Origin of the sequence: Arthrobacter alkaliphilus, from assembly GCF_021483235.1 — a bacterium.
Taxonomy (GTDB): domain Bacteria; phylum Actinomycetota; class Actinomycetes; order Actinomycetales; family Micrococcaceae; genus Arthrobacter; species Arthrobacter alkaliphilus.
Map to the genome: position 1 here is coordinate 1 of NZ_JAKEEC010000007.1, position 25480 is coordinate 25480.

At 64.8% G+C, this 25480-nt stretch carries 28 protein-coding genes, 1 pseudogene and 2 riboswitches; of the genes and pseudogenes, 21 read left to right on the top strand and 8 right to left on the bottom strand.

Translation table 11 applies throughout. From position 1 onward, the window contains the following. Positions 1-356 (bottom strand): annotated as a pseudogene (locus L0B83_RS06995) (HNH endonuclease); the annotation flags it as partial. Positions 357-642: 286 nt separating this feature from the next. On the opposite strand from L0B83_RS06995, the gene L0B83_RS07000 reads away from it, so the two are divergent. Then, positions 643-1917: an MFS transporter gene (locus tag L0B83_RS07000; protein ID WP_234757810.1), complete on the top strand. Its 1275-nt coding sequence runs from the start codon at positions 643-645 to the stop codon at positions 1915-1917. A gap of 9 nt (positions 1918-1926) precedes the next feature. Here the strand turns inward: L0B83_RS07000 and L0B83_RS07005 are convergent, their stop codons facing one another. The 5 genes from L0B83_RS07005 to L0B83_RS07025 all read right to left on the bottom strand — a co-directional run bounded on the left by L0B83_RS07005 (position 1927) and on the right by L0B83_RS07025 (position 7464). Then, a complete protein-coding gene (locus tag L0B83_RS07005; protein ID WP_234757692.1) occupies positions 1927-2514 on the bottom strand; it encodes an MOSC domain-containing protein in 588 nt (195 codons plus the stop codon). A 41-nt stretch (positions 2515-2555) separates the two neighbouring features. Next, positions 2556-3476, bottom strand: coding sequence for a patatin-like phospholipase family protein (locus L0B83_RS07010; protein WP_234757693.1), 921 nt, complete (start codon positions 3474-3476; stop codon positions 2556-2558). A 157-nt stretch (positions 3477-3633) separates the two neighbouring features. Next, positions 3634-4737: an ABC transporter ATP-binding protein gene (locus L0B83_RS07015; RefSeq protein WP_234757694.1), complete on the bottom strand. Its 1104-nt coding sequence runs from the start codon at positions 4735-4737 to the stop codon at positions 3634-3636. 47 nt (positions 4738-4784) lie between these two features. Next, entirely contained in the window at positions 4785-6395 is a 1611-nt protein-coding gene (locus L0B83_RS07020) for an ABC transporter permease (RefSeq protein WP_234757695.1), read from the bottom strand. A 4-nt stretch (positions 6396-6399) separates the two neighbouring features. Next, positions 6400-7464 carry an iron ABC transporter substrate-binding protein gene (locus L0B83_RS07025; RefSeq protein ID WP_234757696.1) on the bottom strand — a complete coding sequence of 355 codons (1065 nt, stop codon included), beginning with the start codon at positions 7462-7464 and terminating at the stop codon, positions 6400-6402. Positions 7465-7681: 217 nt separating this feature from the next. Here L0B83_RS07025 and L0B83_RS07030 point away from each other — a divergent pair, with 217 nt between their 5' ends. The 18 genes from L0B83_RS07030 to L0B83_RS07115 all read left to right on the top strand — a co-directional run bounded on the left by L0B83_RS07030 (position 7682) and on the right by L0B83_RS07115 (position 21132). Beyond that, positions 7682-8431 carry an ABC transporter permease gene (locus L0B83_RS07030; RefSeq protein WP_234757697.1) on the top strand — a complete coding sequence of 250 codons (750 nt, stop codon included), beginning with the start codon at positions 7682-7684 and terminating at the stop codon, positions 8429-8431. A gap of 90 nt (positions 8432-8521) precedes the next feature. Then, entirely contained in the window at positions 8522-8776 is a 255-nt protein-coding gene (locus L0B83_RS07035) for a flagellar FlbD family protein (RefSeq protein WP_234757698.1), read from the top strand. 3 nt (positions 8777-8779) lie between these two features. Further along, the gene (locus L0B83_RS07040; protein WP_234757699.1) at positions 8780-9607 is read left to right on the top strand and encodes a motility protein A; all 828 of its coding nucleotides are present in this window, start codon (positions 8780-8782) and stop codon (positions 9605-9607) included. Continuing rightward, positions 9604-10401, top strand: a complete 798-nt coding sequence (locus tag L0B83_RS07045; RefSeq protein WP_268820693.1) for an OmpA/MotB family protein — start codon at positions 9604-9606, stop codon at positions 10399-10401. Before L0B83_RS07040 ends, L0B83_RS07045 begins: the two co-directional genes overlap by 4 nt. 96 nt (positions 10402-10497) lie before the next feature. Further along, complete coding sequence (locus L0B83_RS07050) at positions 10498-10938, top strand: helix-turn-helix transcriptional regulator (RefSeq protein WP_234757701.1); 441 nt, start codon at positions 10498-10500, stop codon at positions 10936-10938. 128 nt (positions 10939-11066) lie between these two features. Further along, positions 11067-11477 carry a TOBE domain-containing protein gene (locus tag L0B83_RS07055; protein ID WP_234757702.1) on the top strand — a complete coding sequence of 137 codons (411 nt, stop codon included), beginning with the start codon at positions 11067-11069 and terminating at the stop codon, positions 11475-11477. Further along, positions 11474-12286, top strand: a complete 813-nt coding sequence (gene modA, locus L0B83_RS07060) for a molybdate ABC transporter substrate-binding protein (RefSeq protein ID WP_234757703.1) — start codon at positions 11474-11476, stop codon at positions 12284-12286. Before L0B83_RS07055 ends, modA begins: the two co-directional genes overlap by 4 nt. Positions 12287-12352: 66 nt before the next feature. Next, positions 12353-12763, top strand: a complete 411-nt coding sequence (locus L0B83_RS07065) for a VOC family protein (protein WP_234757704.1) — start codon at positions 12353-12355, stop codon at positions 12761-12763. 52 nt (positions 12764-12815) lie between these two features. Continuing rightward, positions 12816-13712: a flagellar motor switch protein FliM gene (locus tag L0B83_RS07070; protein WP_234757705.1), complete on the top strand. Its 897-nt coding sequence runs from the start codon at positions 12816-12818 to the stop codon at positions 13710-13712. After that, on the top strand, positions 13709-14437 hold the full coding sequence (gene fliN / locus L0B83_RS07075) for a flagellar motor switch protein FliN (RefSeq protein WP_234757706.1): 729 nt from the start codon (positions 13709-13711) through the stop codon (positions 14435-14437). The genes L0B83_RS07070 and fliN overlap by 4 nt, the downstream gene beginning before the upstream one ends. Continuing rightward, complete coding sequence (gene fliO, locus L0B83_RS07080; protein WP_234757707.1) at positions 14438-14953, top strand: flagellar biosynthetic protein FliO; 516 nt, start codon at positions 14438-14440, stop codon at positions 14951-14953. It abuts the gene before it with no gap. Positions 14954-14955: 2 nt separating this feature from the next. Then, entirely contained in the window at positions 14956-15825 is an 870-nt protein-coding gene (fliP, locus tag L0B83_RS07085) for a flagellar type III secretion system pore protein FliP (RefSeq protein ID WP_372461170.1), read from the top strand. Continuing rightward, entirely contained in the window at positions 15825-16100 is a 276-nt protein-coding gene (fliQ, locus tag L0B83_RS07090) for a flagellar biosynthesis protein FliQ (protein ID WP_234757708.1), read from the top strand. The genes fliP and fliQ overlap by 1 nt, the downstream gene beginning before the upstream one ends. 1 nt (position 16101) lies before the next feature. Next, on the top strand, positions 16102-16860 hold the full coding sequence (locus L0B83_RS07095; RefSeq protein ID WP_234757709.1) for a flagellar biosynthetic protein FliR: 759 nt from the start codon (positions 16102-16104) through the stop codon (positions 16858-16860). Then, positions 16860-17948: an EscU/YscU/HrcU family type III secretion system export apparatus switch protein gene (locus tag L0B83_RS07100; RefSeq protein ID WP_234757710.1), complete on the top strand. Its 1089-nt coding sequence runs from the start codon at positions 16860-16862 to the stop codon at positions 17946-17948. Before L0B83_RS07095 ends, L0B83_RS07100 begins: the two co-directional genes overlap by 1 nt. Beyond that, positions 17945-19990 carry a flagellar biosynthesis protein FlhA gene (locus L0B83_RS07105; protein WP_234757711.1) on the top strand — a complete coding sequence of 682 codons (2046 nt, stop codon included), beginning with the start codon at positions 17945-17947 and terminating at the stop codon, positions 19988-19990. The genes L0B83_RS07100 and L0B83_RS07105 overlap by 4 nt, the downstream gene beginning before the upstream one ends. After that, positions 19968-20879 carry a hypothetical protein gene (locus L0B83_RS07110; RefSeq protein ID WP_234757712.1) on the top strand — a complete coding sequence of 304 codons (912 nt, stop codon included), beginning with the start codon at positions 19968-19970 and terminating at the stop codon, positions 20877-20879. The genes L0B83_RS07105 and L0B83_RS07110 overlap by 23 nt, the downstream gene beginning before the upstream one ends. Before the next feature lie 4 nt (positions 20880-20883). Beyond that, entirely contained in the window at positions 20884-21132 is a 249-nt protein-coding gene (locus tag L0B83_RS07115; protein WP_234757713.1) for a carbon storage regulator, read from the top strand. Positions 21133-21423: 291 nt separating this feature from the next. Here the strand turns inward: L0B83_RS07115 and L0B83_RS07120 are convergent, their stop codons facing one another. Continuing rightward, positions 21424-21948 carry a hypothetical protein gene (locus tag L0B83_RS07120; RefSeq protein ID WP_234757714.1) on the bottom strand — a complete coding sequence of 175 codons (525 nt, stop codon included), beginning with the start codon at positions 21946-21948 and terminating at the stop codon, positions 21424-21426. A 195-nt stretch (positions 21949-22143) separates the two neighbouring features. Here L0B83_RS07120 and L0B83_RS07125 point away from each other — a divergent pair, with 195 nt between their 5' ends. Beyond that, the gene (locus L0B83_RS07125) at positions 22144-22962 is read left to right on the top strand and encodes a sigma-70 family RNA polymerase sigma factor (RefSeq protein WP_234757715.1); all 819 of its coding nucleotides are present in this window, start codon (positions 22144-22146) and stop codon (positions 22960-22962) included. 6 nt (positions 22963-22968) lie between these two features. Here the strand turns inward: L0B83_RS07125 and L0B83_RS07130 are convergent, their stop codons facing one another. After that, on the bottom strand, positions 22969-24510 hold the full coding sequence (locus L0B83_RS07130; RefSeq protein WP_234757716.1) for an MFS transporter: 1542 nt from the start codon (positions 24508-24510) through the stop codon (positions 22969-22971). 81 nt (positions 24511-24591) lie between these two features. Here L0B83_RS07130 and L0B83_RS07135 point away from each other — a divergent pair, with 81 nt between their 5' ends. Next, a complete protein-coding gene (locus tag L0B83_RS07135; RefSeq protein ID WP_234757717.1) occupies positions 24592-25140 on the top strand; it encodes a TetR/AcrR family transcriptional regulator in 549 nt (182 codons plus the stop codon). Positions 25141-25260: 120 nt separating this feature from the next. Continuing rightward, positions 25261-25358: riboswitch (glycine riboswitch) on the top strand. A gap of 1 nt (position 25359) precedes the next feature. Next, positions 25360-25467, top strand: a riboswitch (glycine riboswitch). The last annotated feature ends 13 nt before the right edge of the window (positions 25468-25480 follow it).

Here is a 25480-nt window from a genome sequence, read left to right on the forward strand (position 1 = left end):
GACGGGGATTCCCGCCGCGCCAAAGCAACCTGCGCCGCCACACCCCGGCCACGCTCCTCCACCGGGATGCCCGCCGCCGCGTCCGCGCCGCGCTGGACAGCATCGAAAGCCACCGCGATCCTCGCCTGCGCGGCCGCGGCTGCGGACTTCAAATCCTCCAAAGCACGCAACTGGCTGATCAATTCAGTACTGTTCGAGCCCGGCCTGAATGAAGCAACGGCGCCGATCAGATCCTCGAATTCGGCACCCGGCACTAGAGCACCGGGCACTGCAGCACCCAAGACAGCAGCATCCAGGACAGCGCAGCCCGAAGGCGTGCCCGTCCCGATCCGCTCGGTTCCCTGAATGCCGTCCATAAGGAAACTCTCCCAGGAGGCACTGACAAAATAAGCCCGAAGAGCCCATCCCCGCGAAACAAACCGCAGGACTTTTTATAACGGCCAACCCCTTCGGGCTTTGCGTGGGGGCCACCCCCTTTTAACGGTCCTACCCCTCCCCACTATCGCGCCCAAACCCCTTCGGGCTTTGGCGTGGGCAAAACCCCCTCGGGCTCTGGCATGGACCACCTAACCGGACGAGAATTGCCTCGTGGTTCCCCGTCGTCGAGGTCGGGACGTCGCCCCGATGAAACCCCTCGCCCCGATGAACCCTGCCGCCCGAAAGATCCAGAGCATCTTTCTCACATTGACCCTCGGCAACACCCTTGCGGCCTCGTTCATTTGGGGGATCAACACCCTCTTCCTGCTGGATGCGGGACTCAGCAACCTTGAGGCCTTTGCGGCGAACGCCTTCTTCACTGCCGGAATGGTGGTTTTCGAAGTCCCCACCGGCGTGGTGGCCGACGGTTGGGGACGCCGTGTCTCCTTCCTTCTGGGCACGGTGACGCTGGCCGGTTCCACCTACCTTTACTATCTGCTTTGGCAGTTTTCGGCCCCGTTCTGGTGGTGGGCCGCGGTGTCGCTGCTGCTCGGCTTGGGCTTCACCTTCTTCTCGGGTGCCGTGGAGGCCTGGCTGGTCGACGCGCTGCGCTTCACAGGATATGAGGGCGGCCTGGAGTCTGTGCTCGGGCGCGGACAGATGGTGGCAGGCGCCGCCATGCTCGCTGGCTCGGTGGCCGGCGGGGTAATCGCTCAGGCCACCAACTTGGGCGTACCGTTCCTGATTCGCGTGGGAGTGCTCCTCGCTATGTTTGTCGTGGCCTTCTTCCTCATGCACGACGTCGGATTCACCCCGGAACTGTCTGCCCACCCGCTCAAGGCGAGCCGCGCCGTCGTCGACGCCTCGATCGAGAACGGCTTGAAAAATCCTCCCGTACGCTACGTGATGCTGGCAGCGCCGTTCAGCGCCGGCGTCGGGATCTATGTGTTCTATGCCCTGCAGCCGTACCTGCTTCGGCTCTTCGGTGACCCGCACGCGTACTCCGTTGCCGGGCTGGCGGCGGCAATTGTTGCCGGGGCGCAAGTGCTGGGAGGGTGGCTCGCACCGCGTATCCGCCGCCTCGTAGGCAAACGCACCACCGTATTGATTCTGAGCGGAGTGGTGAGCGCATCGATTCTGGTAGCGCTGGGGTTCACGAGGGTCTTCGGCGTTGCCCTCGCGCTGTTGACGTTCTGGGCCGTCGTCGCGTCGGCGGCCACGCCGGTGCGGCAGGCCTACGTGAACGACATGATCCCGTCGAAGCAGCGGGCCACAGTGCTCAGCTTCGACTCCCTGATGGGATCAAGCGGCGGAGTGGTGGTGCAGCCGCTGCTCGGCCGGGCTGCCGATGTGTACGGATACCCCGCATCGTTGGCGATCAGCGGTGTGATCGAGATGCTCGCAGTGCCGTTCCTTTTGGCGAGCCGTCGGCAACGCTCATCGGCTGACCAGGCCAACGCGGCGATCCGGGCCTCCGACGCGGCACCCGGTCAGCCGTAAGGCGTTTCCCTAGGGAAGCCGTGAAGGCCGGAAGAGGGTGGCCGCGCCCGCTTGGGCGGGATCCAGCGGTACCGGGCTAATTAGCACAGCTGGGCCACGACGCAGGATGCCATCGGACAGCGGTTGGCAGCGCACGCCGCCGCGCCCGCGCATGGCAGCGTGCGCGCCCGGCGCAAGGACCTGGTCCATCCAGGCGCAAGGATGGGCAGGCCGCCCGCCCCGGAACCGTACAGTCTGGACGCCGCCCGGGCCGCCCCGCGACTCCAACGCGAACTCCTCGCCCAGCAGGGGAGCCAAATGGGCTCCCCTGAGGACTACATTGCGGCGTGTGAGGAGCGGGTCGAAAGGTGCGACCCCCAGCTCGGCCGCCATCGCTTCGAGCGACTCGACGGCGATCAGGGTGACCGCGGCATCCATGTGCGCGGCCTTGCCGAAAAAACGGTCACCGACGATGCCCTTGCCGCTTACGACGTCGACCTGTTCGGCATCCGTCGTGGGCACCTCGGCAGCACCATCGCGGGCACGGCCGAAGTAGGCGTGGCCTGATGACACGAGCAGATGCAGGATCTCGACGTCGTACCTGTAGCTTCCAGTCATGGCATAAGGCTATGCCTGTCGAAGCTCGGTAACTCCAGTACTCAGCTCCAGAACCCGGTGAGCTGCCCGGCAAGGGCTTTGCCTTGCTCATAGCCCGCCCGTGCAGCGGGTGGGCGCAGCGATAGATCCATGGCGTTGGCGCCGAACAGGTGCTCGGAGTCGCTGTCCGGGAAAATCGTTTCGACTCTGCTCCCGCCTGCCCGGAGTTCGTCGAGCTGGGTTGCCAGATGCGTGCCCCACTCGAACGGGTGCAATGATCTCCCTCCGAAAGGCGAGAGCACCAGGACGCGCTCATATCCGGCTGCCAGATCGGCATTCTCAGCATTGGACCGGAAACCGCCGTCTATGTAGAGATCGTCTCCGATTTTGTACGGCAAACCACTGGAACAGCTGGCGGCGATGGCATCCGCCAAGTCCACCCCACTGTGGCGGTCGAACGCGACCGGTCCACCGGTACGGGCATTGACCGCCGTGATGAGCACCGGACGTTCCGGCCAGTGCTGGCCGGGTAGCCGCGCGGCGACGGTGGTGCGCCATTGGATTGACCAGGACCCGTCCGACGCCGCGTGCAACTCAAGCGCTGCCGCGCCGAGGCGTCGGCGCATGTCAGCCACATCCTGGGCATCGGAGATGATCTTGGTAATCCGTTCCAGATGGTTTACCACCGGCCTGGCCGATGCGCGTCCAGCGCCAGCTCCGGACCCGAGGGGAGCGGACCGGTGCTGCGGGACAGCGTTAAAGATGTTGGCGAGCAGTTCAGCCGGGGTTGCGCCGGCGATCTGGGCTGCGGCCGTCGATCCGGCGGAGGTGCCGATGGTCAGATCGGCCGTGGTCACGTCCAGTCCGGCCTCGAAGAGTCCGGCGATGACGCCGATCAGCCAGGCATTGCCTGTAGATCCGCCGCCACCGAGGACCAGGGCCCGCTTGGGGGAGTGCAAAGATGAAGAAGGTGTTGCGTCCATGGGAGTCGCCTTTCGCGATTTGCCTGTTGCGGCGCTCCCGGTGGCGGCTAGCTCAGCCGCGCGATCGTGGACTGCAGGGGAGCACCCATTGCGGATACTGCGTTCATGGGACTCACCTCCTGCTGATAGATCACGATCGCCACGATGCTAGCACGCCCTAATCCTCCACAGGGAACGCCACGCCCTCGCCCACCACGCGGAGGGACAGTTCAGTCCCCGGCTTGGTGATGGAAGCGTTCCAGTGGCGGATGGTGATGACCTCGCCGCCTCCGGGGTACGTCCGGGCGGCCCCTTCGGCGGCAACGCGCGGAGCGAGCTTAATCCGCACGGTGGTCTCCGGGCCGAAGTAGTCAGTGTCGACGACGACTCCACGGATGGGACCATCGGGAGCAATCCGGATCTGTTCGGGACGGAGCATCAGCTGCACGAGGCCCTGCGCCGGGGGACGGCGCACAGGTATGCCGCCAAGGGAACAGGTGGCCAGGGATCCTTCCATCCAGGCATCCAGGATGACGGCGTCACCCAGGAATTCGGCCGTTGCCCGGTCCGCCGGACGCGTGTACACAACAAACGGGTTGCCAATCTGCGCCAGCTTCCCGCCGCGCATGATCGCCACCTGGTCCGCAAAGGACAGCGCCTCGGCTTGATCGTGGGTCACCAGGATGGTGGTGACGCCGGCTTCGTTCAGCACCTTCGCCACGGCGCGCCGGGTGGCCACGCGGAGGCCGGCGTCGAGCGCCGAGAACGGCTCGTCGAGCAGCATGAGTTCCGGTTCGCGGGCCAGGGCGCGGGCAAGCGCCACCCGCTGCTGTTGGCCTCCCGAGAGCTGGTGGGGCCGCCTCTTGGCCATGTCCGCATCGAGGGAAACCATCTCGAGCAGCTCCTGGACGCGCGTCTTCACGGCGCGGCGGCCGCCGTCGAGCGCTGATTTATCCAGTCCGAAGGCGATGTTCTGCCCCACTGTGAGGTGCGGGAAGAGTGCGCCGTCCTGGGCAACATAGCCAACATGCCGCTTGTGGGCAGGTACCCAGATCCCGTTGCCGGCCACCTTGTTTCCCTTGAGGCTGATGGAACCCGTATCCGGGTGTTCAAAGCCGGCGATCAGGCGCAGCAGGGTGGTCTTGCCGGACCCGGAAGGCCCGACGATGGCGGTTGTCCCGCCCTTGGCCACCGAGAGGTTCACGCCCTTCAGCACAGCCTGGGAACCGAAGTTCTTGGTGACCTCGGCGACGTCCAAATGCGTGTTCGTGGTGGGGGCCACCGAAGGCGCCACGCGCGGTGATGGAAACCTTGAGGGAGATTGTTCGGTCACTGTCCGGCTACTTTCTTGGACTGTTGAAAAAGCAGATAGGTCATGGGAGCAGACAAGAGGATCATGAGCAGGGCATACGGCGCCGCGCCCGAATAGTCGATCTCGCTGCTCTTGTTCCAGAATTCGGTGGCCAGGGTGTGCGTGCCATTGGGAGACAGCAACAAGGTGGCGGTCAGCTCATTGACGATGCCGAGGAACACCAACGCGGCCCCGCCGGCGGCGGCCGGAGCGGTGAGGCGCAGGGTCACTTTCAGGAAGGACACCAGAGGGGCCTTGCCGAGCGATTGTGCGGCCTCGTCGAGTTCCTTGGGAGCTTGGGCCAGCCCTGAGCGGATGTTGACCAATGCCCGCGGCAGGAAGAGCAGCACATAGGCCGCAATGAGTACCCCGGAGGTCTGGTACACGCCCGGGACCATGCGGATGCTCACAGTGACGAAGGCGAGGCCCACCACGATGCCCGGCAGGGAACTGGTGACGTAATTAGAGAGTTCAAGCAACTTGCTGAACCAGCTGGGGTACCGTACTGCCAGATATGCCATGGGGAAGCCGACGACGACCGTCGCCACGGCGCCTACGATGCCATAAGCGAGGGTCTGGAGCAGTGCCGGGAAGAACTCGTCGGCCGACCAGACGCGCGCCCCTCCGGCCAGCACCCAGCGCAAGACAAAAAAGACCGGCAATCCGAAGGCCAGCACAGTGAGGGCCAGCAGGGCTAGCTGTGAAGGAATCTGGTAGTGGTGCAGGGGAAGCCTGGTGGGCTTGGCCTGGGCACCGGAACCGATGCGGGCATAGCGTGCGTTGCCCCGGCTCCGGACTTCGGCCACGAGCAGGATGAGGCAGAAGAACACCAGGACACTCGCCAACATGTTCCCGGCTGTGCCGTTGAACGTGGATTGGAACTGGGTCATGATCGCAGTGGTGAACGTGTCGAAGCGGATCATCGCGAACGCGCCGTATTCGGCCAGCAGGTGCAGGGACACCAGGAGTGCGCCGCCGGTCATCGCGATCCGGAGTTGCGGCAGGACAACCCGGAAGAAAACGCCCCACGGGCCCAAGCCAAGGGCGGCCGCGGACTGCTCAATCGCCGGGTCGAGGCGCCCCAGGGTCGCGGCCGCGGGAATGTAGACAAGGGGGAAATACGACAGCGTGGCGATGAGTACGCCGGACCAGATGCCCTCCAGCGAGGGAACCGCGGTCACCCACGCATAGCTGTTGACGAACGCCGGAATGGCCAGCGGGGCCGCGAGGGCCACGGCCCACCAGCGATGTCCCCGCAGCCGGGTCCGCTCCACGAGCCACGCGCCGCCGACTCCCAGGACCAAGCAGATGGGCACCGTGAAGACCACCAACATGATCGTGTTGAGGAGCAACTCGCCGACCCGCGGCCGGAAGATGAGCGCGGCGGCGGTGTTCCAGCCGGTCGCGGCCGTCATGTAGGCGACGTACCCCAGCGGGATGAGCGAGAAAAGTGCGATCAGTACCGCCAGGAGGGATACTGCGGAAACGCCGAAAGGCGGGCGGCGGCGCTTGCCCCTGCCCGCCGTCGTCGTGCTCGCCGAAGCCTCGGGAACTTCCGGGGAGACGCGAGCCGATAGATCAGTGGTCACGGAATTACAGCAGTCCTGCCTTGGTCATCAGGTCGGTGACCTTTGCGGAGTTCAATTTGGCCGGATCCACCGTGGGAGCTTGCAGATCCTTGATGGGAACGAGTTTAGCGTTCGAGTCCACGTTGGAAGCGATGGCGTATTCGAAGGAGGTGCCGTTCTTGAGTACTTCCTGGCCCTGCTTGCCGGTGATGAACTTGATGAAGGCCTGGGCGGCTGCGGAGTTCTTGGCAGACTTCAGCACACCGCCGCCCGAGACGGACAGGAAGGCGCCGGGGTCCTGGTTCTTGAAGAAGTACGGGGTGACCTTGTTGGAGTTCTCGCCGGTCTTGGCCTGGTCGCCGTAAAAGTAGTAGTGGTAGATCAACGCGGCGTCGATTTCACCGGCGTTGACGGCCTTCATAGCGGTGCTGTTGCCCTTGTATGCCTTGAAGTTCTCCTTCATGCCCTTGAGCCACTCCGTTGTGGCGGCCTCGCCCTTCTGTTCGAGGAGGGCGGCGACGATGGCCTGGAAGTCAGCGCCCGACGGCGAAGCGGCCCACCGGCCCTTCCACTCCGGCTTGGCCAGGTCAAGCATGGATTTGGGCAGCTTGTCCTCGCTGATTTTGGTCTTGTCGTAGACCAGCACGGTGGAGCGGGCGGCGATGCCGGTCCACTTGTTGGTGGACGGACGGTACGCGGCCGGGACCTGGTCCGCGGTAGCCTTGTCGATGTCGGCGAAGAGGCCGGCATTCTCAACCTGGGCCATGGCGGGGGAGTTCTCCGTGAGGAAGACATCGGCCGGGGATGCCGCGCCCTCCTGGACGATCTGGTTGGAGAGCTCCGTGTCGGAACCCTGGCGGATGGTGACCTTGACGCCGGTCTCCTTGGTGAACGCGTCCACCCATTCCTTGGTCAGGGTGTCGTGCTGGGCGTTGTAGACGGTGATTTCGCCGCCGACCTTAGTGGAAGCGGCAGAGCCGGCGGACTCCGGGGATGCGGAGGAGGCGGTGCCGTTGCCGCAGGCGGCAAGGCTGAGGGCTGCGCTGGCGGCGAGTGCGATGCCGGCAAGCGCATTTGCGCGAATCTTCATGAGGGCTTCTTTCTGCGAGCAAATCCATGGGGAGCCTCCGCCGGGGCGGCCGGCTCACAGTTTGAAACTTTAGGTAAGCCATACCTAAATTTCCATCCAGATTGCCCTATAGTGACGCGAATCACCTCTATTACGCAAGATTTACGTGACCTAATCCACGGTTCGGTGCCTTGCGGCGGTGGGTCCAGTGCCTTGCGGCGGTGGATAAGCTGGCTCCATGCCCGGTATCGCCGAACTCCTGCCGACCTTCCTCGGCGTCGGCGTCCTGACGGCCACCACGTTGGCACTCCTCTGGGTGTTCCGGACCCCCCACCCTTTCGCGCCCGCACTGGCCATACTCCGCGGAGCCCTGCAGCTGGCCGCGATCAGCTTTGTCCTGGGCGGCGTCATTACCAGCCCCGTCTGGGTGGCCGTAGCGCTTCTGGTGATGTTCGCAGTAGCCGCGATAAGCGCCACCCGCCGGATTGGCTGGAGCCTGCCCCATTTGGGCTTGGTCAGCGGGTCCATGGCCGGGGGGATCGGAATAACCCTTGCCGTCATTTTCGGCACTGGAGCCATCGCCTTCACCCCCCGGTACGCGCTCGCGATCGCCGGGATCGTCATCGGCAACGGCATGACCATCGCTGTCCTGGCCGGCCGGCGCTTCAAGGAAGCGGTCTACGAGCATTGGGAAGAAGTGGAGGGCTGGCTCGCGCTCGGCGCCACCCCGAGGCAGGCAACCCTTGACCTCGCCCGGCGGACGGTCTATTCGGCCCTGATTCCGTCGACCGACCAAACCAAGACGACGGGACTTGTCACCTTGCCCGGTGCGTTCGTCGGGGCCATCTTCGGCGGGGTTTCTCCCTTCGAGGCAGGCCGCTTCCAGATCGTGGTGCTCGCCGCGATCATGGCGGCGGGTTCCATCACCGCCGTCATGATCATCGGCATCCTCGCGCCGGTTCGCGTCCGTCCCGCGATACTGCGCTGACACTGCCTAACGGGAGCGCGCCGCCGGCCGACAGTAGGGGTTGAACCGCACCCTGCCCGTGCGCCTCCCTACCTAAAGCAGAAATGGCCCATGATCGTTGTCACCCGCCTGAACGGCACCCGCTTTGCCGTGAATCCGGACATCATTGAACGGATCCACGAAAGCCCGGACACCCACATGGTGACCCTCGACGGCGCGACCTACGTGGTGCGCGAAAGCCTTGCGGAGGTAGTGGAACTGATTGCGAACTACCGGGCCTACATTCTTCGACGGGCACAGGACCTCCCCGTTGTGACGGGCTTTCCCTTGAGCCTCGTGCGCACCCCGGAACCGGACGGAAGGTAAGCCATGGATCCCTCGACAATCATCGGCCTGCTCCTGGCCTTCGGCTCGGTGGTCGCCATGGTGACCCTCGAAGACGCCAACCTCATGGCGCTCCTGCTTCCCGCGCCCATGGTCCTGGTTTTCGGTGCCACCTTGGCCGTAGGCCTGGCGGGGAACACGTTCCGGGACACCATCAGGGCGTTCAAGGACCTCCCGAAAGCCTTCAAGGGAAAGACCGACAAGCCGCAGGACAGTATCGACCAGCTGATCAGCCTCGCCGAGAAAGCGCGGAGCGAGGGACTGCTCTCCCTCGAAGAGGCGGCCGCGGGCGAGAAGGATCCGTTCGTGGCCCGGGCCCTCCAGAACATCGCGGACGGCACCGACGCGGAGGAGCTGCGCATCCTCATGGAGGACGAGATCGACTCCAAGATGCGCAGCGACCATGTCTCCGCCAAATTCTTCGCCAGTCTGGGCGGCTATGCGCCAACCATCGGCATTATCGGAACCGTGGTTTCGCTGACCCACGTGCTGGAAAACCTTTCCTCGCCCGATCATTTGGGACCGATGATCGCTTCCGCCTTCGTGGCCACGCTCTGGGGCTTGTTGTCCGCGAACTTCATCTGGCTTCCGTTCAGCTCGCGCCTCAAGCGACTGTCCGAGCTCGAAATCGAACGCATGACCCTCCTAATGGAGGGCATGCTGGCGGTGCAGAACGGGACCCAGCCCCTCCTGCTCGCCGAACGGCTCCGCGCCATGGTTCCCCAGGACCGGCTCGGCAAGGCGAAATCCGCAAAGAAGAGCGACGACGACGACGGCCGCCCAGGCAAATTCGCTTCGTCCAAAGCCGCATGAGGTCTCGACGCCGACGCGGTTCACCTCCGGCGGAAGAACACGTCGACGAACGTTGGATGGCTTCCTACATGGACATGGTCACTGTGCTCATGTGCATGTTCATTGTGCTCTTCGCAATGTCCACCGTGGACCAGGCCAAATTCGACAAACTCCGCAATTCGCTGGCCACGGGTTTCGGGACGGTGACCAGCCAGAAGGTGGACACCGCCACCGGGACGGTGGTTCCGCCGGAATACACCCATGCCGATGCCCAGGGTTTCTCCGACCTGGACCTCGCAGCCAAAGAAGCGGCCCGGCTCACCGCCTTGCGCGACGACATGAAGTCCAAGCTCGAAGCCGCGGGGCTGGGTGCCAATGTGCAGTTCCAGATCAACGAACGCGGACTCGCCGTGAAACTCGTAGGATCGCAGACCTTTTTCGAACCCGACCGCCCCGAGCTCACGCCCCGCGCGAGCCAGGTGCTTGGCATGATCGCCCCGACCATGGCGAAAGCGGCCCTTGAAATCATGGTGGAAGGCCACGCCGCGAATGGAGTCACGTCGTACCCCTCCACCTGGGAGCTGTCTTCGGCGCGCTCCGTCAACGTCCTCAGGTACCTCGTGGACCACGGAGGCATTGCGGCAGGGCACATCGGCGCCGTTGCGTTCGGGTCCGCCAGGCAGGTCAACGACGATTCCACCGAGGCGCTGATGGAACTCAACCGCAGGGTCGACGTCGTCGTCCTCTCGGACAAACCCGAAGTGGTCCGCGCCCTGATCCCGGAGGCGCTCAAGGCGAGGGCCGGCGGCCAATAGCGGACGGCGCGCTTGTCGCGGCCGGACGCCGGACGACGGCGCCGGACTATGTCGTGCTCCGTGGAAATGACCGGCGCGCCGAGGTACCCTCGTGGCATGACCCCGGAAGACATTGCGCGGCTCACGGCTTTGCGCAAGGCCCGTGACCTGATCGATCGCGAGTACGCCAAGCCCCTCGACGTACCCACCATGGCAAGCCACGCGTTCATGTCACCGGCGCACTTCTCGCGGCAGTTCCGGGCCGCCTATGGCGAGACACCTTATAACTACCTCATGACCCGCCGAATCGAGCGCGCGATGGCGCTGCTGCGCGGCGGAATGAGCGTGACCGACGCCTGCATGGAGGTCGGTTGTACATCACTTGGCTCCTTCAGTTCGCGGTTTACTGAACTCGTCGGAGTGCCGCCGAGCACTTACCGCGCCCGCGAGCACCGGGCCGTCGCGGCCATGCCGGCATGCGTGGCGAAGATCCGCACGCGGCCCAGCCGGAACGAAGCGAACAAGCGGCGGGAAGCGCTCGCTGTCGCCGCGGACTGACTAGCTAGCTGCGGATTCCAAGCGGAACTGCCCCAAACGGGACTGCTCCCTGGCGGATCGGCCCAGTCATATTTGATTTGCGGAACATACGTGCCGTTGTTGCCGCATGTGCGGGTTATTCTGAGGCCATGCCCAATATTCGCGTATCTGAAGCAGCCAGGTTCTTGGGCGTCAGTGACGACACCGTCCGGCGCTGGACCGAGAACGGCACCCTGACCCCGGTGAAGGATGATTCCGGCCGTCTGGCGGTGGATGGGCTGGAGCTTGCCCACGTCGCGCGGGACCAGGCCCAGCTGCCTGAGGATCCGACGCAGGTGGGACGCTCGGCACGCAACCGCTTCGTCGGACTTGTCACCGGCATCACCGCCGACAAGGTCATGGCCCAGGTGGAATTGCAGTGCGGTCCTTTCCGCGTCGTATCCCTCATGAGCAGCGAGGCCGCCCGGGAACTCGGGCTCGAACTTGGCTCGGTCGCCACAGCCGTGGTCAAAGCGACCACGGTCATCATCGAAACACCCCAGGGAAAGAGCACCATATGAGGATCACCCGCAAGCGTGTCGCCGCGCTGCTTGTTGCCGGCGCCCTCACCGTCGGAATGACCGGCTGCGGTTCGAGCGCTCCGGCAGGGGCCGCAAAGGGCGGCTCCGACGGCGCAAGCGGAACAGCCACGCTCTCCGGTACGGTGACTGTCTACGCGGCTGCCTCGCTGAAGGCAACGTTCACCAAGCTGGCCGGCGAATTCGAAGCTGCGAACCCGGGAACGAAAGTGGCCCTGAGCTTCGCCGGGTCTTCCGACCTCGTCACCCAGATCACCCAGGGCGCTCCGGCGGACGTCTTTGCCTCGGCAGACACGAAGAACATGGGCAAGCTTTCCGACGCCAAGCTGCTCGACGGTACGGCCAAGAACTTCGCCACCAACGTCCTGGCCATCGCCGTCCCGCCGTCCAACCCGGCCTCGATCAGTTCGTTCGCGGACCTCGCCAAGCCGGGGGTCAAAGTGGTGGTCTGCGCCAGCCAAGTGCCCTGCGGGTCCGCCGCCCAAACCATCGAAAAGGCCGCCGGCACCACACTCAAGCCTGTCAGCGAAGAGTCTTCCGTCACCGACGTCCTGGGCAAGGTGGCCTCCGGGGAGGCCGACGCCGGACTCGTCTACGTCACCGACGTCAAGGGCGCGGGGGACAAGGTCAAGGGCATCCCTTTCCCGGAATCGGACAAGGCCGTCAACACCTACCCGATCGGCACCGTCTCCACCAGCAGGAACAAGGCCCTGGCGGGCGCGTTCATCGCGTGGGTGACGGGAAGCGAAGGCAAGAAGGTTCTTGGCGACGCCGGCTTCGGAACGCCCTGACCCTTCGGAAAGAAGCGAGCAGGATTCGAGAAGCGCACGCCAAGGCCGCGGACTAACGTCATTGCCATGACTATTTCACTGCAGTACTCACACATCACTGTCAACGATCCCGACGAAGCCCTCACCTTCTACCGGGACGCACTCGGGCTCGAGGTGATCAACGACGTCGCGCAGGGCGGATTCCGCTGGGTGACGCTCGGCAGCAAGGACCAGCCGGGGGTTGAAATCGTCCTTTCCGAACCGCACGCCGGCCGGTCCAAGGCCGACGGCGACTCCTTGCAGGAGCTGCTCACGAAGGGAGTCCTGGGGCCGATCGTCTTCCGCTGCGACGACGTCGACACGCTTTTCGAGAAGGTCAGGGCTTCCGGCGCGGAGGTCATGCAGGAGCCGATTGACCAGCCGTGGGGTCCCCGCGACTGCGCCTTCCGCGATCCTTCGGGCAACATGGTGAGGATCAACCAGGCGCCCGCAGCGTAGCTTGCGAACTTAGTCCCTTACGCCCGCGCTTTCCTTGCCGATAGTGGCAACCGTGGGTGAACAGGAAGATCAATCGGCGGGCCGTCAGCGCACCGTGGACGTCTATGACTTCCGCCGTCCCACCACCCTGCCGCGCCAGCACAGCCGCGTCCTGGAAGTCGCCTTCGAGACGTTCGCCCGCCAATGGGGAACACAGCTGACGGCCAAGGTCCGCGTGAAGTCCACCGCGACGCTTGAACAGCTCATGATGCAGAGCTACGACGAATATGCCGCGTCCCTCCCCTCGGTCACCGCGATGGTTCTGTGCCGCATCGAGGGCAGCGAGTCGCGCCTTGTCATGCAGTTTCCTGCCACGTCGGCATTGTCGTGGGTGACACGCATGCTGGGCGGCGCCAGCGAGATGCCCGTCCCTGACCGGAAGTTCACCCAGATCGAGCAAGCCCTCATCAGCCGCATGGTGGAAGACGGCCTGGAGGATCTGAGCTATTCGCTCGGCGCACTGCTGACCACCCCGGTGCGCATGGACGTCATCCAGTACAACTCACAGTTTGCGCAGGCCGCGGCTCCGGCGGAGCTCATGATCGTGGCCTCGTTCACGGTGAAGGTGGGCGAAAGCGTCGCGGCGGCCAGCCTCGCGATTCCGGCCGACGTGCTCCTTTCAGGGCTCGGCGACGTGAATCCCACCGTCCACAGCGGCGACGCCGAGGCCCTGGTCCGCGCCCAAGTCAGTCAGGTGCCGGTAGACGTCGCTATCCAGTTGAGCCCCACGCCGGTGACGCCCGCGCAGATCCTGGGCCTCGCCGTCGGGGACGTTATTGCGCTGCCGCACCTGGAGAACCGGCCGTTCGACGTCGCCATCAACGGCACCCGCCTGGCCACCGCGGCACCGGCGCGCAACGGCTCGCGGGCCGCCGCCGTCATCGTCACAATCGAGGAGAACCAGCGATGAGCATCACCCTGACCCTGCACGAGTCCGCGGCCGAGCGCTTGGCGATGCAGCTGCCGACTCCCGCCACGCTGCACGTCTCCGGCATTGTCCCGCCCCAAGCGGCCGCGCCGTATGCACCCCTCGCGGTCACTGCCACCTTCGTGGGTGCCGTGACGGCGGACTTCGCACTCATCCTCACGGACCGTTCCTTCCTGGCCGCAGCCGGCGGACTGAACGGCGTCGTCTCCGCCGTCGACATCTTGCGCCCCGCCGTTGAACACGCGGCTTCCGCGTTCGACGCCGGCGTGCTGGGGGAGTTGCGCGAGGAAGACGCCGCCGGGCTGCTCTCCGATTCCGAAACCGCTGTTTTCGAACTGCGTCAGTCTCCGTCCTCCGACGGCGGGCAGGCCTTCGGCTGGTTCGCGGTCCGGGTTCGCGAACACGGGACCGTGCAGGACACTGTTGCCGCGCGGACCGTCCAGCCCGGAGCCGTTTCGTCGCGCCTCGGACTGATCAGCAACGTCGAAATGGCCCTCACCGTGGAAATCGGCCGCACCCGGATGTCCGTGCGCGACGCCCTCGCCCTGGAACCGGGCAAAGTGATCGAGCTGGACCGCTCAGCCGGTGCGCCAGCGGACGTCCTCCTGAACGGACGGCTGATCGCCCACGGTGAAGTGGTAGTCGTTGACCAGGACTATGCAGTGCGCATCACCCGCATCCTGGACGTCGCCGAGGGTATCTACTAAATGGATTCGCTCATCCTCGGGCTGCGCGTGCTCGTGGCCCTGGGTGCGGTGCTGGGGCTTATGTGGGTCCTGCAGCGCCGCCTTCTCAAAGGAAAGACCAAAGGCCGACGCCGGGCCAACACCTCGCTGACGGTGGTGAGCCGGCAGAATGTCGGACAAAAGGCCTCCGTCGTGGTGGTCGATGCTGGAGACAAGCGCTTCCTTTTGGGTGTCACCGAGCACGCCGTCAACGTCCTGCACAGCAGCGACGTTCCCGTGGAGGTGGTCCCGCAGGCCGCTCCCGCGGAGGTGGTCCCGCAGGCCGCTCCCGCGGAGGTGGTCCCGCAGGCCGCTCCCGCGGCCGAGACTTTCGCCGACATCTTCCGCGACGCCGGACTCCCGGCGGCCGCGCTCTCGCGCCGCAGCGAAATCCACCGCCGGAGCGGGCAGGACAACACGCCGCCCATGCACGGCTCCATCCTTGCCGGCTCCACTTGGCGGCAGGCCGCCGAAGCCATCAGGGGACGCCGGAATTGAGCCTGACTCTTGGGCCCGCCGATGCCCGGCGCGCCGGCAGGGTATTGCCGGCCGTGTGCAGGGCCCTTCCCGCGGTGCTCTGTGTCCTGCTGCTGACGGCCGTGTTCCTGTGGCTGGGCACGGCAATCGGACACGCGGCACCGGTTAGCCCTGCGCCGCCCACCCCACCCGCAGTTCCCACCGCACCGGCCGAGCCGTCCAACGGCAACGTCAGCGTCAACATCAACGGCCTCGACGGAAAGCCGTCCACGGCGGTGGTGACCCTGATCGGGATCACCCTGCTCTCGGTCGCTCCTGCGCTGCTGCTCATGATGACCTCGTTCACGAAGATCTTCGTGGTGCTGGCGATGACCCGCAACGCCTTGTCACTCCCCTCCATCCCGCCCAACCAGGTGCTGGCCGGACTGGCGCTGTTCCTGTCACTGTTCGTGATGTGGCCCGTGATTTCGGAGATCAACAACGTCGGCGTCCAGCCCTTTTTGAACGGAACGCTGGACTTCAACGGAGCCGTTTCGGCCGGATCTGCGCCTCTCCAGCACTTCATGGTGGCCCACACCCGCCAAGAAGACATTGCCCTCATGACCCGGGCGGCCAAACTCGATAACCCGGCCAACCCGCAATCGGTCCCGTTGCAGACCCTTATCCCCGCGTTCATGATCTCCGAGCTCCGGGCCGCATTCATCATCGGTTTTGTCATCTTCATCCCGTTCCTGGTCATCGACCTGGTGGTCTCGGCCGCGCTGATGTCCATGGGCATGATGATGCTTCCGCCGGTGATGATCTCGCTGCCCTTCAAGATCCTGCTGTTCATCCTGGTGGACGGCTGGGGCTTGGTGATCACCGCCTTGATCCAGAGTTATTCGAGCGGCTGATGAATACCAACGCAGTCTTGGACATATGCCTCCAGGCCCTGATTCTTGCGGCCAAGCTGGCCGCTCCCGCCCTGGTGACTGCACTGGTGGTGGGCCTCGCCATCTCCCTCCTGCAGTCCATCACCCAGCTTCAGGAAGCCACTCTCTCCTTCGTGCCCAAGGCAGTGGCAGTGGCCGTGGCCCTGGTGGTGTGCGGGCACTGGATGATCACCGAGGCCGTCTCCTTCACCAACGACCTTTTTGCCCGGATACCCGGGCTGATCGGCGGAGCGTGAAGTGGAACTGCCCTTCAACCAGTCCTGGCTTGAGGTCATGTTGTTGGCGTCAATCCGGATGACGGCCTTCCTGGTGGTAGCCCCGCCCTTCTCGCACCAAACCATTCCGCTGCGCATTAAAGCGATGCTTGGCATCGGTTTGGGGCTGGCCGTTTCCCAACGGCTCTCCGCTGGTTACACGTTCAAGGACACCGCCGGCTTCTTCACGGCCGTGGTCCTCGAGCTCGTGACCGGATTGATCCTTGGGTTCCTCGTTCTGCTCGTCTTCGCGGCCATCCAGTCGGCGGGCAGCCTGATAGACCTCTTCAGCGGATTCCAAATGGCCCAGGGCTTCGATCCCCAGATGATGATCAACGGCGCCCAATTCACCCGGCTGATGCAAATGGCGGCCCTTGCCCTGCTTTTCGCCTCGGACGGCTACCAGCTCGTGATTGGCGGCCTGACCGGGAGTTTTACAGCCTTGCCGCTCGCGGGTGGACTGGATTTGGCGCAGCCGGTCCACGCAATGATTTCGGCTCTGACCGGGATGTTCCTTTCCGCGGTGCAAATCGCCGGGCCGCTCCTGGTGGTGCTGGTGCTCGCCGATATCGGGCTGGGGCTCCTCACCCGCGTAGCGCCCGCCCTGAACGCTTTTGCCCTGGGCTTTCCGCTCAAGGTCCTCATCACCCTGGGACTCGCAGGCTTCCTGTTCCTGGCATTGCCGCGACTCGTTGCCATGCTCGCCGAGCAAGCTGCGAACACACTGATGGGGGTGGGCTGATGTCGGACTCACAGGAGAAGACCGAGCAAGCCACGGACAAACGGATGCGGGAAGTCCGGTCCAAAGGCCAACTTTCCCGCTCGCAGGACCTCACCGCCTGGCTCGCCGTCGGATCCGCCGCAGCCATGATCCCGTCCACCATCGAGCGTGCTTCCAATGCTGCGGCCGACCAATTGTTCACCGTTCGCGGAGTCATCGCGAACCCCGAGCCCGCCAAAGCCGTCGCAGCGCTCGAAGCCGGGTTCGGTTCCCTGGCCCAGGTAATTGGACCCCTGTTTTTGGTGGTCATGGTGGTGGTGCTGGCCGGATCGGCGATGCAGGGCGGAATCTACGTGAAGAAGTTCCGTGCCGAGTTCGAACACTTCAACCTTGTCAGCGGCCTCAAGCGGGTCTTCGGCGCCCAGGCACTGTGGGGCGGCCTGAAAGCGCTCCTTAAGACCGCCGTCGTCGGGCTGGTCCTCTACACGGTGGTGCAAGGGCTCATCCCGGCGCTGCTCACCGCCGGGGGATTGCCGGTGTCCGGCATTCTTTCCGCGGCAGCCGGAGGAATTGGCGCCCTGATCCAGTACGCCGTGCTGGCGGGCCTGGTCCTCGCGGCCGCGGACATCTTCGTGGTGATGCGCCGGAACCGCAAGAAGACGCGCATGTCCAAGAAGGAAATCAAGGACGAAAACAAGAACAGCGACGGCGATCCCCTCATCAGGTCCCAGCGGCGCTCGCGCCAATTGAGCATGAGCCGGAACCGCATGATCGGTGCGATCGCAGATGCCGACGTCGTGATCGTCAACCCGACGCACGTCGCCGTAGCGCTGAAGTACGACGCCGGGAAAGCGGCACCGCGCGTCGTGGCCAAGGGAGCCGGGGTGATCGCTGCCCGCATCAGGGAAGAGGCTGAGGCGAAAGCGGTCCCGATGGTCCAGGACGTACCGCTCGCGAGGGCCCTGCACTCGGCCTGCGAGCTGGGCCAGGAGATCCCCGTGGAGCTGTACCGGGCCGTGGCTGGAGTCCTGGCGTTCGTCATGTCGCTGAAGGCCAAGGGAGCCGCACGCGGAATCCATCGTTTGCTTCAAGAAAGGACGCAGCAATGAACAGGTTCGCCAGGCTCACCGTGCCGGTGGGAATCGTGGGTATTGTGCTGCTGCTGGTGGTTCCAGTGCCGGCGCCGTTGCTGGACTTCCTGATCGTCTGCAACATCCTGCTCGCCCTGCTGATCCTGCTCACCAGCATGTTCGTCAAGAAGCCCTTGGACTTCTCGGTCTTCCCGTCCTTGCTGCTCGTGGCGACGCTGTTCCGGCTGGGGCTCAACGTCGCGTCCACCCGCCTCGTGCTCGGTCAAGGATTCGCTGGACAAGTCATCGATGCCTTCGGCAAGGTCACTGTGGGCGGCTCCATGATCATCGGCGCCGTGGTGTTCCTCATCCTGGTGGTCATCCAGTTCGTGGTGGTCACCAAGGGTGCAGAACGCGTGGCCGAGGTGGGCGCACGGTTCACCCTTGACGCCATGCCCGGCAAGCAGATGGCCATCGACGCCGACCTCAACGCAGGCCTCATCACCGATGCCCAGGCGCGCAAGCGCCGCGCCGAGGTATCCGCGGAAGCCGATTTCTACGGTGCCATGGACGGTGCCTCGAAGTTCGTCAAAGGCGATGCCATTGCGGGCATCATCATTATCATCATCAACTTCGTCGGCGGTATTGCCATCGGCGTTCTCCAGCGCGGCATGAACGTCGGCGACGCGCTGAATTCCTACGGCCTGCTGACCATGGGCGACGGGCTCGTCACCCAGATTCCGGCCCTGCTCATGGCTGTGTCCACCGGCATGATCGTCACCCGGTCCAACGCCGAGGAAGACATGGGCCGGACGGCCTCCTCGCAGCTCACCCAGTCGCCCAACGCCTTGCTCATCGCCGGACTGGCCGCGGTGGCCATGGCGCTCATCCCCGGCATGCCCATCGTGCCCTTCCTGCTCGTGGGCGCTGCCCTGCTGTTCGGCTCAAGGCGCTTGGCGGCCCAAAAGAAGAAACAGGACGAGGCGGAGGGCGCCAACGAAGCTGCCGCCTTGGGCTCCGAAGAAGACCCCAACGAGCGGCTCATGCAGGACATGCGCGTCCACCCGGTCGAGATCCTGCTGGCTCCGGACCTTGTCGACATGGTTTCCGGCGCCTCGGACGACCTCCTGGCCCGTGTCCGCTCCTTGCGGCACAAGATTGCGATGGAGTTGGGGATCGTGATCCCGCCGGTCCGCACGCGGGACAACCTCGAACTGCCGCCAGCCACCTACGCGATCCGCATTGCCGGAGTGGAGGCCGGACGCGGCACCGCGCCGTCGGGCAAGTTGCTGGCACTCGGCGATTACCTTGACGCCCTGCCGGGTATCTCCACGGTGGAACCGGTCTTCGGACTGGCCGGCAAATGGATTCCCGCTGAGATGCGCCACAGCGCGGAAATGACCGGGGCAACGGTGATCGACCGGGTTTCCGTGCTCGTGACCCATTTGTCGTCGATTGTGTCAGCCAACGCAGCAAGGCTCCTCACCAGGGAGGACGTCAGGGTGCTGACGGAAGGCGTGCGCAAGCAGAGCCCGGCCGCCGTCGAGGAGCTCATTCCCGCGCTGATGTCCCTCGCGGAAGTGCAGCGGGTGCTGCAAGGACTCCTCGAAGAACAGGTCCCGATCAACGACCTTCCGCGCATTTACGAGGCACTTGCGCTGCGTGCCAAGGTGTCCACCGAGGCCGAGGCCCTGGTGGAAACCGCCCGGCAGGCCCTCGGTCCGGCGCTCGCGGCCAAGTTCCTGGACGGCACGGTCCTCAATGTGATCATGATCGATCCGCTGCTGGAGCAATCCATGCTTGAGGACATGCGTCCTGCGGAAGGCGGTACCCAGATCGTCATGAGCCAAACGCGCCTCGACGCCGTCCTGGCGTCCGTGCAGACGTCGGTGGAGGCCGCAGCGAATGCCGGACGGCAAGCTGTCCTGGTGTGCGCCCCGGCCCTGCGGCCGGCCGTGCGGCGGCTCGTCGCAGCTCCCGACGGCGGTGTTCCCGTGTTGTCCTACCGCGAAGTGACGTCCGCAAACATCCAGATCGAAACCGTGGGGGTGGTCCGCCATGCCGAAGCAATACAAGGTTAAGGGCGCCTCCCTGGATGCCATCCGGTTGAAAGCCGAACAGCAGTACGGACCCGGCGCGCGGATCGTTTCCGCCGAGAAGGTCACCAGCCCGGGGATCGCGGGGCTCTTCGCGGCCAATCGCTTCGAGGCCACGGTCGAAGTCCAGGTTGAGGCTCCCGCGCGCCTCACCGGAGAGACGCATGCCCTGCAGGGACCCGCAATCGCCGCGCTCCTAAAGCAGGCCGACGCCGCCGAGATCGACCTCCACCGCCCCTCCGAAAGCGTGTCCGCCGCAGCTGTTTCAACCGCGTCCCCGGATTTCGCCGGGATGTTGGAGCAATTAGGAAAGGAGATTCAGGCACCGGGCTCCGCCGTCGGACACGCCCTTCCTGTGCCTGTCCCCGTGCCGCTTGCCGGCAGTGGCGACTTGGTCATCCTGCTCGGCCTCGGCGACGACGCCTTGGGACCTGCGTTGGAGATGTCGATCGCGCAGGGCGGTTCCGACGTCCGGACGGCCGGGGCATTGACTGCGTTCGGCCACCTTCACGTGGCGGGGCGCCAAGGGGCGACGGCGGCGCGCGCCCAAGCGGTGCTCACCGGCCAATCCGTCCTGTTGGCCTACGGGCTCGGCAGGCGGGGCGAAGCCGCCGACCATGCCGACGAGATCGCCGCCCTCGCCGGCGACCAGTTGTGGTTGGTCGCCGACGCCGGAAGGAAAGCTGACGACACAGCTGCCTGGGTCGGGGCGCTCTCTGCCGCGCTGTCGGCCCGGAACACGCCGCTCGACGCCCTGGCTGTTTTCGGCGCGTCCGAGACCGCAAGCCCGGAAACCGTCAACGGACTCGGCCTGCCGGTTGGGTGGGTGGACGGCAAGCCCGCCCGCGTTGCTGTGCTTGGAAAGGTAGATTGAGAGCATGCTGGTACTGACACGCAAACCGGGCGAACAGATCATGATTGGTGAGGACATCGTCATCACCGTCATGGAAGGCCGCGGCGACGGCGTGCGGATCGGGATTGAAGCGCCCCGGGGGGTGTCAATCCAGCGTCGCGAAGTGGTCGAGGCGATCGCCGCGGCCAACCGCGCTGCTGCCCAGGCCGGCCCCGAAGCCGAGGAACTCGTTGCCGGACTGCGTCCGCCTGTCCGGAAGCCGCGCGGGGAATAGAGCTGACTGATGGCGATGAACATTCGGACGATTGACGAGCGGGACATGAACCTGATCTGCGTCAATCCGTCTTTCCGAGTGATAGACATCTGGCTCGACCCCAGCAGTGGTGCTTGGGACAAGTCGCAGACTTTTGATATTTCGTCTGCTGGCCTGTTGGAGGTCCTTGAGTGGGCGAAATCGGACAGGCAATCATGCAATGTCTCGGAGGTTTACGCGTACGATGCGAATCCAAACACCGGACAGCCAAGCTTTATCCTCTTGCACACTGTGGTCCACCGGTAGCAGGCGCTAAGCCAACCCCAGGAATTCCTTGAGGAGCGGCAGCGAGCAGTCCCTCGTCGCGGCCAAGGCCCGCTCGATATTGGCGTCGTCCGCAAGGGCCGCCAGGTCATCCGCGGTGTCGGCCTGAGCGAGGGTTCCCATTAGGAGAGCCTCGACGTTGGCGGCCGCGGCCGTTTCGACCTGCTTGAACAACAGGACGAGTTCACGGTGGTGTTCCTGGAGCAATTCCGGCCAGACTCCGGGAGGGGCCGCTGACGCGATCATCGGCAAGGTGGCATTGGCGGACAGGTGCCATTCGATGGCGATGGCCGACGATTCGATGTTCCGGGCAAGCGTGTCGAACTGCAGGCTCTCAAGAGCCTTCTCGACGTCGGCGGCAGTGAACTTCAACCAATGCGTGTGCCCCGCCCGAACGTGCAGCAATTGCGCTTCGAGCCGGTACAGCAGCAGTTCCAGCTGTTTCCGCTCGCGCCACAGCGTCGCCGATAGCTCATCCGCCCCCACGGTTCCCCATTCCGGTTTGGCCTGCAAAACATGATTCCGAGGCCCGTTTCGTATCTTTTTGATGAGCGTACACGCATTGTTATTTTCCAGATGGTATGTTCACTGCATACATGCCTGTTCCATGTAATCTTCGGCAAGCCGCATCGTCTCGGCAGCTCGCCCATGAGGCCCTGTGGAACCGGCTTTGGCAACTCAATAAACAGGTCTCATGGGGGGACTAATTTGAATCGCGAAGAACGCAACGAGTTGGTGCTGCAGCACTTGCCGCTCGTTGGCTACTTGGTGTCTGAGCTCTGCGCGAGAGCTTCTCATTTGTCGCGCGACGATCTCGCCTCGGTGGGGTCCGTGGCGTTGATAACGTCTGCCGATTCTTTCGATCCGGACCTTGGGGTCCCTTTCGGTGCGTTTGCGCGCCGAAGGATCGTCGGGGCGTTTGCGGATGAGATGCGGGCCAGCGACTGGGCCACCCGCTCGGCCCGCAAGCGCATCAAGGAAACCATGTCGGTGCAGGAAACGCTGTCCGGGGTCCTGGGCCGCACGCCGTCGGTGGCCGAGACGGCCTCGGCCCTGGGCGTGGAGCGCAGCGTCGTGGAGGCTGCCCTGGCCGATGCGGCACGGACCTTGTCGCCGCTGGATGACGTGGTGGTGGACACGGTCGCGGCGGACACGGTCTCCCCGGAGCATTCGGTGCTGGCCGATGAGCGCCTCAAGTACCTTCGTGCCGCCGTCGAGGCCCTGCCGGACAAGATGCGTTACGTCGTGGAGGAGATCTATTTCGGCGGGCGGACCGTGAAGGAACTGGCCGAGGAGCTCGGTTCCACCCACGCCGCGGTTTCCCAGCAGCGTGCCGAGGGGATCCGCCTCATGCGCGACGGGTTGTCGGCACATTACGCGGATGATCCCGAGCAGTCATTCGAGCCCCAGTCGCGCATTACTGCCCGACGCCGGCACGACTACCTGTCGGCCCTCGCCACAGCCACCCTGGGCGGAATCACCCGAAGCTTCAGCCCGCCTGACGCAGCCTTGAACCGGGCGGTCTAGGCAGGCCTACTTCGCGGTCGGCACGCGGCGGAGCGCGACGGCGGCGAGCACGGCCGCTCCCACCATCAGGACCAGCCCGATCGCCGCTGTAATGTGCACTCCCGATTCAAAGGCGGCACGTGCGCCCGCAATGAGGGCATCACCCAATGGTTGCGGCAGGGCGGCGGCCGAATCCATGGCTCCGGCGAGGGTCTCCCGCGAACGTTCGGCTGCGTGGGCGGACAATTCGCCCGGAAGCACCAGGTGGTGCTGGTAGGACGCCGTCAGGATGGAGCCAAGCACGGCTGTGCCAAGCAATGAGCCCAGTTCGTACCCTGTTTCCGAAATCGCCGATGCCGCGCCCGCCTTGTCGGCGGGAACGGCGCCGAGCATGAGGTCGTTGGAGATGGTCTCCGCCGAGCCGACCCCGATGGCCAGCAGCAGGAGCGCCGTCAAAAGGTACCCGGGTCCTTGGCTGTGGTTGCTCACGGCAGCCACGAGGTAGCCTGCAGCGCTCAATGCCAGGCCCGACGCCACCACCACGCCCGGGCGGATCCGCTTGACCAGTGGAACCACCACCAATCCGGCCGCGATGGTGGCCAGCAGCGCCGGAACCATCGCGATACCGGCCTGCATGGGCGATTGGCCTTCCACGAGCTGTAGGTGCTGGGCGAAGAAGTAGATGAAGCCCGTCATGGAGAACAAGGACAAGACATTGGCCGTGATGGCCGTGCTGAAAACCTTGTTCTGGAAAAGCCGAACATCCAACATCGGTGACACCAAGGAGCGCTGCCGGCGGACAAACACGATTCCCGCGGCGAGGCCCAACGCCATCAAGGCTGCGGCTCCCGGACCAAAACCGTGCACGGCTGCCTCCTTGATGCCATAGACCATGGGGGCCATGGCTGCGATCGAGAGAACGACGCTGGGAACGTCGGGCTTGCCCGGGTTGCGGTCCCTGGACTCGGGTATGAGGAACGGGCCGAAAGCAAGGAGGGGGAGCAAGAGCGGCACTGCGACCAGGAACACGGCGCCCCACCAGAAGTGCTCCACGAGCCAGCCGCCGAAGATCGGCCCGAGTGCGGCACCGCCGGAGAATCCCGCGGCCCACACGGCCACGGCGAGCCGGCGGCGGTTCGGGTCCTGGAAGATGTTGCGGATCAGCGACAGGGTGGAAGGCATGATCATGGCTCCGAAGATGCCCATGCCGGCGCGCCCGGCAATGATCCACTCAGGCGACGGCGCGAATGCGGTCACCGCGGAAACCGCGCCGAAGCCCGTGCTGCCGATCAACAGCAAGCGGCGGCGGCCGATCCTGTCTCCCAGGTTTCCCATGGATACCAGCAGGGCCGCGAGAACCAGTGCATAGGCATCAACGATCCACAGCAGCTGCACGCCCCCGACATCCAGCGACCTGGCGATTTCCGGCAAGGCGAACGTCAGCGCCGTATTGTCCACAGCGACCAGCAACACGGGGAACATCAGGAGCGCCAAGGCGGCCCAATCACGCCACGGCGCGGAGGGGATTGACGGGGTGCGGGGGTGCTGGGTTGTGGACGGCATGAACATGAACGTAACTATACCGTCTGGACGGTATAGTTTCAATCTGAGAATCGGACTGCCGCATCGAACTAAGGAATGATGGACACCATGCCGCGAAAACCTGTTGCCCGGGACGCTGTTCTGGATGCCTTTGAAGCCCTGCTGATCGAGGTGGGGGAGCGCGCTGCCACCTTGGACGCCGTCGCCAAACGTGCGGGCGTCTCCAAGGGGGGATTGCTCTACCACTTTCCCAACAAGGAAGCCATGATCAGCTCCTTGCTCGAACGCATGGACCGCCTCGCCGCGCTGGACATCGAGGCCATGAAGGCGGCCCCCGAAGGCGCGGCCGCGTTCTTCATCAAGTCTTCCCTGTGGGAGGACACCCCCTTGGACAGGGTGTTCGTGGCGGCCACGCGGCTGGCGGAAGTGGCCCACGAAGAAACCCGCAGGCGATTCGCCGGGATCCAGGAGCAATGGCTCGATGTGCTCGCTGAGGAAGTAGGACCCGAGATGGCCAAAGCGGTCCGGTACATGGGCGATGGGCTTTACTTCAACGCCATGCTTGAAGGCGGCGTCGGTGATACGGAAGCCAAGACCAGCGCGAGGAGCGCCGACGTCGGTGCGCTGCTGGCCGCCGTCGAACGCCTCCGGGACTGAGCGGTAACGTCCGGCGAGCCGGCGACATTATTTGCGGACGTGGGCGGTCCATAGGACAATTGACAGTTGTGGTGGCCGTCACCGGCACCACAACCCGATTCACACAACTGAATACGCCTCTGATCTGCGGCGGGAGAGTCCTGCAGTCATGTGATGCAGGCGCCGTAGGAGCAAATCCTCCCCAGGAATCTCTCAGGCCCATGCACCGCCGCGGCAAGGCAACTCTGGAAAGCAGCACGCTGACGCGTGCTCACCGACGGTGCAAGCGGAACGGTGCCACAAGCACGGTTCCGCGGAAACTCTCAGGTCCAATACAGAGCGGGGAGGGACCCAATTAGCT